Genomic DNA, 9,911 nt, shown 5'->3' with positions numbered 1-9,911 from the left:
GATCCTCATCCGCGGCAAGTTGGAGTCTCTGGATTAGGACGGCGTTGCTGGAATCCGGATCGGCACAGACGTAATGTTGATCGATGTCCCAGCAAACGCAGAGCACTTTCAATCCGGAGCGGTTGTAAAAATCATCGCCGATGACATAGACATCTACCCTCATATTATCTGAACGCAGACTCTGCCCGGTCAGACATTCGGGTGATTCAATTCGAATCGAGCACACCGTTTCGTGACGAGCGTAGCGAGATTCCCCTCGGCGGGCATGGAGGCTGGTTCTCTGCGCGCCGAGGGGAACGCAGCGCCCCCATGGGCAGAATTTTTGGTGCGTTGCCGTCACAGGCGTGAGCAACAGCTCCCTGCCGTATCCACGGGCCGCGACCCCGGTAGACGTCGATCGGCTGCAGCACGAGGCGGACCTTCTGGCAGAACGCTGTTCGTCGCCTGCACCCGCGCGGGGCAATCTGTACATGCAGCGCTGGGGCGAGCCGAGCGAGTTCCTGGTGGAAACGGGGGCCATCAGCCATCACGTCCCGCACCCAAGTTGAGGAGCCGTCCCGGGCCTGACTCGGACGCCAGGCCTTCCTCATCCCCCCGCGCCGAACAGCGCCTCCTGCGCCGCGTCCCGGGCGGCGAACAGCGCGCCGCGCAGCACCGCGCCGCCGCCGAGCGTCCCGGCCCTGACCTCCGTACGCAGCGGTGACATCCGGGCCAATCGCTCCTCCACCCGCGCGGCGAGCGCGTCGCCTCCGGCGCGGCCGACCTCGCCGGCCAGGACGAGGCAGCCGGGGTCGAGGACGGAGACCACGGAGGCGGCTCCCAGCGCGAGGCGGTCGGCGAGCGCCGCCAGGAAGGCCTCACCGTTCCCGTCGCCCGCACGCAGCGCGGCCCGGATGGCGAACGCGGCGGCGGGGTCCTGCTCCTGCTCCCCGTCCGCCACGGGGCCCCACGTCCTGATCCCGTGGTCCGCGGCCAGGTCGCAGACTGCGGCCGAGCCCACCAGGGAGTGAAAGCCCCCGTCGCAGTTGACCGCCGACGGGACCCCCGAGGTTCCTGGCACCGGGAGGAAACCGATCTCTCCCGCTCCACCCGACGCGCCACGGCGCAGCTTCCCGTCGAGCATGACGGCGGCACCGATGCCGTGGCCGAGCCAGAGCAGCACGAAGGTGTCGCGGTCCTGGGCGGCCCCGATGCGGTGTTCCGCGACGGCGGCGAGATTGGTCTCGTTCTCCACGAGGACGGTGGCGGAGAGCCGCTGCTGGAGCTCCTTGACCAGGCCGCCGTGCCAGGCGGGGAGCCCGGCGGTGTTCCTGAGTTCGCCGGTGACCGGGTCGATCAGGCCCGGGGCACCGATGCCGACGCTGTGCAGCGGGGCCGTGCCCGCGGTGCGTGCGGTGCGCTCCAGCATCGCCACGGCGCGTTCGACGGCGGGCCGTGTCCCGGTGTCGCCGCCGATCGGCAGCGTGTCCTCGGCGAGCGTGACGCCGAGCAGGTCCGCGACGACCACGGCGACGCTGTCCGTACGTACGTCGAGGGCGGCCAGGTGCGCGCGGTCGGCCACGATCCCGTACAGCCGGGCATTGGGCCCCCGGCGGTCCGAGCCGCTCTCCCCGACGACCCGGACCAGGCCGGCGTCCTGGAGCCGGTCCACCAGATCGGCGACCGTGGGGCGGGACAGGCCGGTCAGGGTCTTCAGCTGAGTGGCCGTCAGCGGGCCGTCCTGCTGGAGGAGTCGCAGGGCGAGCCGGTCGTTGATGGCCCGGGCGGTGCTCGGGGATGCGGGCATGCCGGGATCCTTCCAGATCGCTGAGGCAGCGACGCCGTGGGGTTATTTATCAGGCAGGGTTCCTGATAGTTTACGCTCCGCACCGCGCAATGCGGCGCCGGGGGCACCGGCGGACCGCGATTTTCCAGGGGAGGGCACAGCATATGAAAAAGGATCAAGCGGTCCCGGTCTTCGGCACGGAGCAGATCAGGCGGGCCAGATACGCGGTCGCCGCGGTCTTCGCCGTACACGGAGCGGTGACCGGCAGCTTCGCGACCCGGGTCCCGTGGATCCAGGACCATGCCTCGGTGAGTGCGGGCCAGCTCGGTCTGGCACTCGCCTTCCCCGCCATCGGCGCCTCGCTGGCCATGCCGCTGGCCGGCAGCGTCAGTCACCGCTTCGGGGCGCGGACGGCTCTGCGCGGTCTGCTGGCGCTCTGGACGCTGGCGCTGATCCTGCCCGCCCTGGCCCCGAATCTGCTGACGCTCTGCCTCGCACTGTTCGTCTACGGGGCCGCCGCGGGGATGTCGGACGTCGCCATGAACGCCCTCGGCGTCGAGGTGGAGAACCGGCTCGACAAGTCGATCATGTCCGGGCTGCACGGCATGTGGAGCGTGGGCGCCCTGGTCGGTTCGGCGGCGGGCACGGTCGCGGCGCACATCGGCGCCGACGCCCGGCTGCACCACACCCTGGCCGCGCTGGTGCTGACGGCGCTCGGCCTGGCCGCCTGCCAGGGGGTCCTGGACCTGCGCAGCCCGCCCGACGAGGAGCCGCCGCCGCGCTTCACCCTGCCGCCGAAGTCGGCGCTGGTCATCGGGGCGGTGGGCTTCTGCGCGGTGTTCGCCGAGGGGGCCAGCATGGACTGGTCGGCGGTCTACCTCCGGGACATCATGGGCAGCTCCGCCGGGCTCGCCGCGGCGTCGACCACGGCCTTCGCCCTCATGATGGCCATCGCCCGGATCGCCGGCGACAGGATCGTCGACCGTTTCGGTGCGGTGCGGACCGTACGGGTCGGAGGCGCGCTGGCCACGGTCGGCGGACTGCTCGTGGTCCTGGCGCCCGGTGCCGCCCTGGCGCTCACCGGCTTCGGGCTGCTGGGTCTCGGCGTGGCGGTCGTCGTTCCGCTGGCCTTCGCCGCGGCCGGGCGCAGCGGCACGAACCCGAGCCGGGCCATCGCGGGCGTCGCCACCATCACGTACACCTCCGGGCTCATCGCCCCGTCCGCGATCGGCTCGCTGGCCGAGGCGACCTCGCTGCTCGTGTCGTTCGGCCTGGTGACGGTGCTGGCGTTCGGCCTGGTCCTGGGAGCCGGGGTGCTTCGGGCCGGCGACCGCAAGGTCGCGGAGGGCGGCGTCCCGCGGCCTGCGCAGGACAGGAGCCCGGCGGGCGGCTGACGGCCGGCGGCGCGCGGGCGGAGCGGATTGACGGATTCCACCGGCGGCGGGGCCGAGCGCGAGGCCACGCCGCCTCGGCACTAACATGGCTCTGATCTTTTCCGCGGGTGGACCCCCAGGGGGCACCGCACACACCAATCAGGGAGCGACCATGGGCCTCGGCGTGCGCTGGACCTTGCACGGCGACGGAAAGACGCCCGCGCCGGGCGCCGTGGTGCGCCCCGACGAGCGGCTCTCCTGGCCCCGTACGTTCGGGCTCGGCGCCCAGCACGTGGTGGCCATGTTCGGCGCGTCCTTCGTGGCGCCCGTCCTGATGGGCCTCGACCCGAACCTCGCCATCATGATGTCCGGCGTCGCCACCGCCATCTTCCTGCTGGCGACGAAGGGCAGGGTGCCCAGCTACCTGGGGTGCTCGCTCTCCTTCGTGGGCGTGGCAGCCACGATCCGGGCCAGTGGCGGCACCAGTGCCACCGTCACCGGCGCGGTCCTGGTGGTCGGCGCCGTGCTGTTCCTGGTGGGGCTCGTGGTGCAGCGGTTCGGCGCACGGATCATCCACGCGGCGATGCCTCCGGTGGTGACCGGCGCCGTCGTGATGCTGATCGGCTTCAACCTGGCACCCGTCACCGCGTCGACGTACTGGCCGCAGGACCAGTGGACGGCCCTGCTGGTGATGCTGTTCACCGGACTGGCCGTGGTCTGTCTGCGCGGGTTCTTCTCGCGTATCGCGATCTTCCTCGGGCTCGTCTTCGGCTATGTCCTGTCCTGGGTCCTCGACCTGGTCTTCGGGAAGATCCACTCCCCGGCCGGCGGCGCGGAGGCCGTGGACCACTGGCGGCTGGACCTGTCGGCCGTGGCGGACGCGGACTGGATCGGGCTGCCGTCCTTCCACGCGCCGAGCTTCGAGTGGTCCGCGATCCTGGTCGCGCTGCCGGTCGTGATCGCCCTGATCGCCGAGAACGCCGGGCACGTGAAGGCCGTCGGCGAGATGACCGGCGACTCCCTCGACGACAAGCTGGGCACCGCGATCGCCGCGGACGGCGCCGCCTCGATGCTGTCCACGGCCGTCGGTGGCCCGCCCAACACCACGTACTCCGAGAACATCGGCGTGATGGCGGCGACCCGGGTGTACTCCACCGCGGCCTACTGGGCGGCGGCCTTCTTCGCGCTGCTGTTCGGCCTCTGCCCCAAGTTCGGCGCGGTGGTCGCCGCGATCCCCGGCGGGGTGCTCGGCGGCATCACCGTGATCCTGTACGGCATGATCGGCCTGCTGGGCGCCCAGATCTGGCTGAACGCCAAGGTCGACCTGCGTAACCCCCTCAACCTCGTACCGGCCGCCGCGGGCATCATCATCGGCGTCGGCGGTGTCAGCCTGAAGATCACCGACAACTTCGAGCTGAGCGGCATCGCGCTCGGCACGCTCGTCGTCATCACGGGCTACCACGCGCTCCGGGCGTTCGCCCCGGCGCACCTGAAGACGCAGGAGCCCCTGCTGGACTCGGGCACGTCCCAGTACGACGAGGAGCCCCCGGCCGGGAAGGCCTGACGGGTCCGTGCCGGCGGGGACCCCACTCCCCGGCAGTACCACCGCTCAGCCGGTGGCCGGCTTGTTGGCATGGCCCGGGGTGGACGAGCCGGCCGAGCCGTCGCAGCCGTCGGACTCACCCGGCGGTTTCCCCCAGAGGCACGCGGTGCGGACAAGGCTGCGGGAAAGGTACAGCGGGAGCCCTTCGCCCGCTTTCGGCTGCCCGGGGCGTGGCGAGGATCTTGTCAACGCGTCATGTCATGGATAGGACTGTCCACGTGGATGATCACCGGAATCCACGCGTCCTGCCGCGACAGCCGATGGGGAGCATTTGATGACCGACGCGCACAGCACAGGGCAGACCCCGGAACAGCACGGAGGATTGAGCCGACGCCGCGTCCTGGGCGGTGCCGCCGGGCTGGCCGCCGTCGCGGCGGGCCTGCCGGCCGGCAGTGCGCTCGCGGCGTCGGCCACGGCGTCGGAGACGGCCCGCTGGCGACGACACTCCGCGCGTGTGACGATCACCCGCGACGACTGGGGCGTCCCGCACGTGGTCGGCGAGAGTGACGCCGACGCGGTGTTCGGGATGATGTACAGCCAGGCCGAGGACGACTTCAACCGGGTCGAGACCAATTACCTGACAGCCCTCGGCCGGCTCGCCGAGGCCGAGGGCGAGAGCGCGATATGGCAGGACCTGCGCCAGCGGCTCTATCTCGACCACGAGGAGCTCAAGAAGGACTACGCCAGATCCCCCGCCTGGCTGCGCACCCTGATGCGGGCCTGGGCGGACGGCCTCAACTACTACCTCGCCACCCACCCCGACGTACGCCCGCGCGCACTCGACCGCTTCGAGCCGTGGATGCCGCTGAGCTTCTCGGAGGGCAGCATCGGCGGCGACATCGAGTCGATCCCGCTCAGCCGGCTCGAAGCCTTCTACGCCGGGCGCGAAGTGCCGATGACCGACGACGAGCTCGGCCTGACGTTCCGCGAGCCGACCGGATCGAACGGCATGGCCATCGCGCCGAGCCACACCCGCGACGGCCACGCCCTGCTCCTCATCAACCCCCATACCAGCTTCTTCTTCCGCGCCGAGCAGCACGTGACGAGCAAGCAGGGGCTCGACGTCTACGGGGCCGCCACCTGGGGCCAGTTCTTCATCTACCAGGGCTTCAACGCCGACACCGGATGGATGCACACGACGGCCGGGGTCGACAACATCGACAACTTCGCCGAGACGATCGTGAACGGCCCGGACGGGGAGGACGGAAAGTACTTCTACCGTTACGGCGACGAGCTGCGCTCCGTCACCACCAGGACGGTCACGCTGTCCTGCCGCACCGAGGACGGCGGCCAGGAGGAGCGGAGCTTCACCACCTTCGCCACCCACCACGGCCCCGTCGTGCGCGAGGAGGACGGCAAGTGGATCGCGTGCGCGCTGATGAACAAGCCCGTCGACGCGCTCAAACAGAGCTTCCTGCGGACCACGACGAAGAACTACGAGGAGTACATCCGGGTCGCGGAACTCAAGGCGAACAGCTCCAACAACACCCTCTTCGCGGATTCCAGGGGTGACATCGCCTTTCTGATGCCGCAGTTCATGCCGAAGCGCGACGACCGTTTCGACTATCTCAAGAACGTCGACGGCAGCGACCCCGCCACCGACTGGAACGGACTGCACAGCCTGGCGAGCATGCCGCAGGCCGTGAATCCCAGGAACGGCTGGGCCTTCAACACCAACAACTGGCCCTGGACCGCCGCCGGTGACGAGAGCCCCGACGCCGCCGACTACCCGCGTTACTTCGACAAGGCCGGCGAGAATCCGCGCGGGCCTCAGGCGATCCGGGTCCTCACCGCGCGCAAGGACTTCACCCCTCGGACGCTGATCGAGGCCGCCTTCGACCCGTACCTCACGGCCTTCGCCCGGTTGCTCCCCGGCCTCGTCGCCGCGTGGGACGGGCTTCCCCGTGGCAGCGTGCGGAGGAAGCGGCTCTCCGGCCCGATCGCCCTGCTGCGCCACTGGGACTGTCGCTGGTCGGCGCGGTCGACGGCCATGTCGGTGGCCGTGTTCTGGGGTGAGGACCTGTGGGCGATGACCGCGCAGGCGGCCGCGGACGCCGGACTCTCGGGATGGGACTACATGGCCGACCGCGCCACCGACGCCGAGCGCGTCGAGGCACTCGGCACGGCGGTGGCGCGACTGGAGCGGGACTTCGGCAGCCGGTACGTGGAGTGGGGCGAGATCAACCGCTACCAGCGCAACGACGGCGCGATCGTCCAGGAGTTCGACGACGACAAGCCGAGCGTTCCGGTCCCCTTCGCCTCCTCGCGCTGGGGTTCGCTCGCGTCGTTCGGTGCGAAGGCCTACCCGGGTACGAAGCGCTACTACGGCACCAGCGGAAACTCCTTCGTCGCGGTGGTGGAGTTCGGGCCGCGACTGCGCGCCTGGGCGGTCACGGCGGGCGGCGTGAGCGGCCATCCCGGCTCCCCGCACTTCGACGACCAGGTCGAACGCTACGCGAGCGGCGACCTGCGGCGTGTCTACTTCTACCCCGACGAGCTGGAGGGGCACGTGGAGCGGAGGTACCGGCCCGGCGAGTGAGAGCCCGCAGACCGGGACGGCCCGGCCCTGAGAGCTGTCCCGGGGGGCCACACGTCGCCGGTGCCTGGCCTCGGTCCCGCCTTCCGCGCCAACGCCCGGCACTGCCCGTCCCTCCCCCGGCGCCCGGTGTTCGTCCGTTCCGATGAAGTCTCCGGCCCGTCGGCGCCGTGGCGAGCCCATGGCTGGGACGCTGCCCGCATGGACCGGATCGAGCAGTTCGCAATCCCGGCCGGCGCGGCCGGCGCGGTGACCGATGTCGGCGCGGTGATCGAGCGGATGCGTGCGTTCCGCTCCGACTGGCCGCCCGGGGACGGTGTGGCGGTCTTCAACCAGGTCTATCTGACGGTGACGGAGGCGGTCGGCCGGCACATCGAGGACGGCGGGTTCACGGACCGGGAGGCCGTGTCCGCACTGGACGTGCGGTTCGCCGAGCACTATCTGGCGGCGGTCGACACAGCCGTTTCGGGCGACCGTCCGCCCGAGTGCTGGCGCCCGCTGTTCCAGTACCGCCGCCATCCGGGCGTACGTCCGCTGCAGTTCGCGCTCGCCGGTATCAACGCGCACATCGGGCACGATCTCGCACTGGCCGTCGTGGACACCTGCCGTACGCTCGACTGCGCTCCGCCGGACCTCAAGGAGGAGTTCGACCGGGTGGGCGATCTCCTCGTGTTGCTGGAGGAGCAGATCCGCGAGGATCTGATGCCCGGCCCCGATCTGCTTCAGGTCGCCGATCCCCTCATCCATCTCGCGGGAGCCTGGAGTCTGGAGCGGGCCCGTGAGGCGTCCTGGTCGGCGGCCCGGATGCTCTGGCAGCTGCGTGGAGTGCCGCCTCTGGCCGAGGAGTTCCGGGCACGGATGGATGCCGGAGCCGGCCTGGTGGGGCGCTTCCTGCTCACTCCGTGCCGCTGAGGAGGGCCCGCCTCAGCCCTCCGGGAGTTCGACCGGCGCGATCTCGTCGAAGACGTCGCCCGGACCGGGGTTCGCCGGGTCGGTGGTCCCCCCGAACTGTGCCATCACGCCCCAGACGGCGTTCAGCGCGGTCTGCACGGCTCCCTCGGCCCAGCCCGCCGTCCACGAGATGTCGTCGCCCGCGAGGAACAGGCCGCGCTTGTCGGCGGGCAGCCGGTCCTGCATGAAGTGGGTGAAGAGGCGGCGCTGGTAGCGGTAGTGGCCGGGCAGGTTCGCCTTGAACGCGCCCATGAAGTACGGCTCGTTCTCCCAGGAGACGGTGACCGGGTTGCCGATGATGTGCTTGCGGATGTCGACGCCCGGATAGATCTCGCCGAGCGACTTGAGCATGACGTCCATGCGCTCGTTCGGGGAGAGCGGCAGCCACTTCAGGCTGTCGTCGCACCACGTGTAGGAGAGACAGATGACGGCCGGCTTGTCGGGCCCGTCGTCCAGGAGGTACGTCCCCCGGGTCATCCGGTCCGTGAGCGTCATGGACATCGTGTCCCGGCCGGTCGACGCGTCCTTGTCGAGCCAGAACGGCCGGTCGACGGGCACGAACAGCTTGGACGACTCCATGTAGTGGGTGCGCTCCATCGCCGTCCAGTGGTCGATCGGGAAGAGCGCGTCGTCGCAGGCGATCTTGGAGAGCAGCAGCCAGGACTGTCCGGTGAAGACGGCCGCCCGGTAGGTGCGGATGTCACCGGTGGCGTCGGTGACCGTGATCCGGTTCCCCGCCGTGCGGTCGAGCCGCGTCACGGCCGTGCGCGGCTCCCCGCCGTGCAGGGAGGACAGCGACGTCCCGAGCGGCCAGTGCACCGTCTTCTGCGGTTCCCGGTCCCACAGGCGCAGCGGCAGCTGCTGGCTGCCGCCGACGATCCCCCGGTGGTGGTCGTCGGCCTCGGTGTAGACGACGCGGAGGATCTCCAGGATGGAGTTGGGGAAGTCGGTGTCCCAGCCACCGGTGCCGAAGCCGACCTGGCCGAAGATCTCGCGGTGCCGGAAGGAGGCGAAGGCCTCGGAGCCGCAGAGGAAGCCGTAGAAGGTCTGGTCGTCCAGCTTCTCGACGAGCTTCGCCCAGATCTCCCGGATGCGCGGTATGTCACGCTCACGCATCGCGCGGTTCATGTCGGAGAAGTCGGCCCCCTCCTCCAGGCAGGAGTTCCAAGCGTCCATCACGTCGCGGTACACCTGGGGCAGGTCGTCGATGGTCCGCGCGTAGTGGGACTCACCCTTGAGGTCGACGACGGTCGACGGGGTGGCCGCCGAGAGGGGGTTGGGGAACGGTTCGGTCTCCAGCCCCACCAGGTCGATGTAGTGCTGGAGCGCCGTGGACGAGGGCGGGAAGCGCATGGCGCCCATCTCGGCGGTCAGCGAGGGGTCGCAGCCGTCGAAGCCGACGGTGCGCAGCCGGCCCCCGATCCGGTCCGCCTCGTAGACGACGGGCTTCAGGCCCATCTTCATGAGTTCGTACGCGGTGATGATGCCGGAGAGCCCTCCGCCGATGACGGCGACCTCGCTGCCGTGTTCGGTGGCCGGTATCTGCCCGATGCCCGCTGGGTGGGCGAGGAAGTCGTCGTAGGCGTACGGGAAGTCCGGCCCGAACATGGTGATCGGCGGCTGCGCGTCGGTGTGCTGGACGGCGTTGGGCACCGTGGACGTCATGGGGTACGGACTCCTTGC

At 70.4% G+C, this 9,911-nt stretch carries 6 protein-coding genes; 4 read left to right on the top strand and 2 right to left on the bottom strand.

The window, feature by feature from the left end; genetic code table 11:
* Positions 1-586 precede the first annotated feature (586 nt).
* Positions 587-1,786 carry an ROK family transcriptional regulator gene (locus tag ACIQM3_RS31770; RefSeq protein WP_401630454.1) on the bottom strand — a complete coding sequence of 400 codons (1,200 nt, stop codon included), beginning with the start codon at positions 1,784-1,786 and terminating at the stop codon, positions 587-589.
* Between the two features lie 143 nt (positions 1,787-1,929).
* On the opposite strand from ACIQM3_RS31770, the gene ACIQM3_RS31765 reads away from it, so the two are divergent.
* From ACIQM3_RS31765 to ACIQM3_RS31750, 4 genes are all read left to right on the top strand, one after another.
* Positions 1,930-3,159, top strand: coding sequence for an MFS transporter (locus ACIQM3_RS31765; protein ID WP_401630452.1), 1,230 nt, complete (start codon positions 1,930-1,932; stop codon positions 3,157-3,159).
* 151 nt (positions 3,160-3,310) lie between these two features.
* On the top strand, positions 3,311-4,702 hold the full coding sequence (locus ACIQM3_RS31760; RefSeq protein ID WP_401630450.1) for a uracil-xanthine permease family protein: 1,392 nt from the start codon (positions 3,311-3,313) through the stop codon (positions 4,700-4,702).
* Positions 4,703-5,015: 313 nt separating this feature from the next.
* Positions 5,016-7,280 carry a penicillin acylase family protein gene (locus ACIQM3_RS31755; protein WP_401630448.1) on the top strand — a complete coding sequence of 755 codons (2,265 nt, stop codon included), beginning with the start codon at positions 5,016-5,018 and terminating at the stop codon, positions 7,278-7,280.
* A 198-nt stretch (positions 7,281-7,478) separates the two neighbouring features.
* On the top strand, positions 7,479-8,189 hold the full coding sequence (locus tag ACIQM3_RS31750) for a DUF5995 family protein (protein WP_393765763.1): 711 nt from the start codon (positions 7,479-7,481) through the stop codon (positions 8,187-8,189).
* 12 nt (positions 8,190-8,201) lie between these two features.
* On the opposite strand, the gene ACIQM3_RS31745 is transcribed toward ACIQM3_RS31750, so the two are convergent.
* Complete coding sequence (locus tag ACIQM3_RS31745; RefSeq protein ID WP_401630445.1) at positions 8,202-9,893, bottom strand: flavin monoamine oxidase family protein; 1,692 nt, start codon at positions 9,891-9,893, stop codon at positions 8,202-8,204.
* Positions 9,894-9,911: the final 18 nt, after the last annotated feature.

It is taken from the genome of Streptomyces sp. NPDC091271 (assembly GCF_044757505.1).
GTDB lineage: Bacteria > Actinomycetota > Actinomycetes > Streptomycetales > Streptomycetaceae > Streptomyces.
The sequence above is the reverse complement of the archived record's forward strand: the minus strand, read 5'-3'. Positions and strand labels throughout refer to the sequence as shown.

What these genes read in the sequence shown, in the direction of transcription:
- ACIQM3_RS31770 (WP_401630454.1), bottom strand. Translation starts at nt 1,786, where the DNA reads ATGCCCGCATCCCCGAGCACCGCCCGGGCCATCAACGACCGGCTCGCC.
- ACIQM3_RS31760 (WP_401630450.1), top strand. Translation starts at nt 3,311, where the DNA reads ATGGGCCTCGGCGTGCGCTGGACCTTGCACGGCGACGGAAAGACGCCC.
- ACIQM3_RS31745 (WP_401630445.1), bottom strand. Translation starts at nt 9,893, where the DNA reads ATGACGTCCACGGTGCCCAACGCCGTCCAGCACACCGACGCGCAGCCG.
- ACIQM3_RS31755 (WP_401630448.1), top strand. Translation starts at nt 5,016, where the DNA reads ATGACCGACGCGCACAGCACAGGGCAGACCCCGGAACAGCACGGAGGA.
- ACIQM3_RS31750 (WP_393765763.1), top strand. Translation starts at nt 7,479, where the DNA reads ATGGACCGGATCGAGCAGTTCGCAATCCCGGCCGGCGCGGCCGGCGCG.
- ACIQM3_RS31765 (WP_401630452.1), top strand. Translation starts at nt 1,930, where the DNA reads ATGAAAAAGGATCAAGCGGTCCCGGTCTTCGGCACGGAGCAGATCAGG.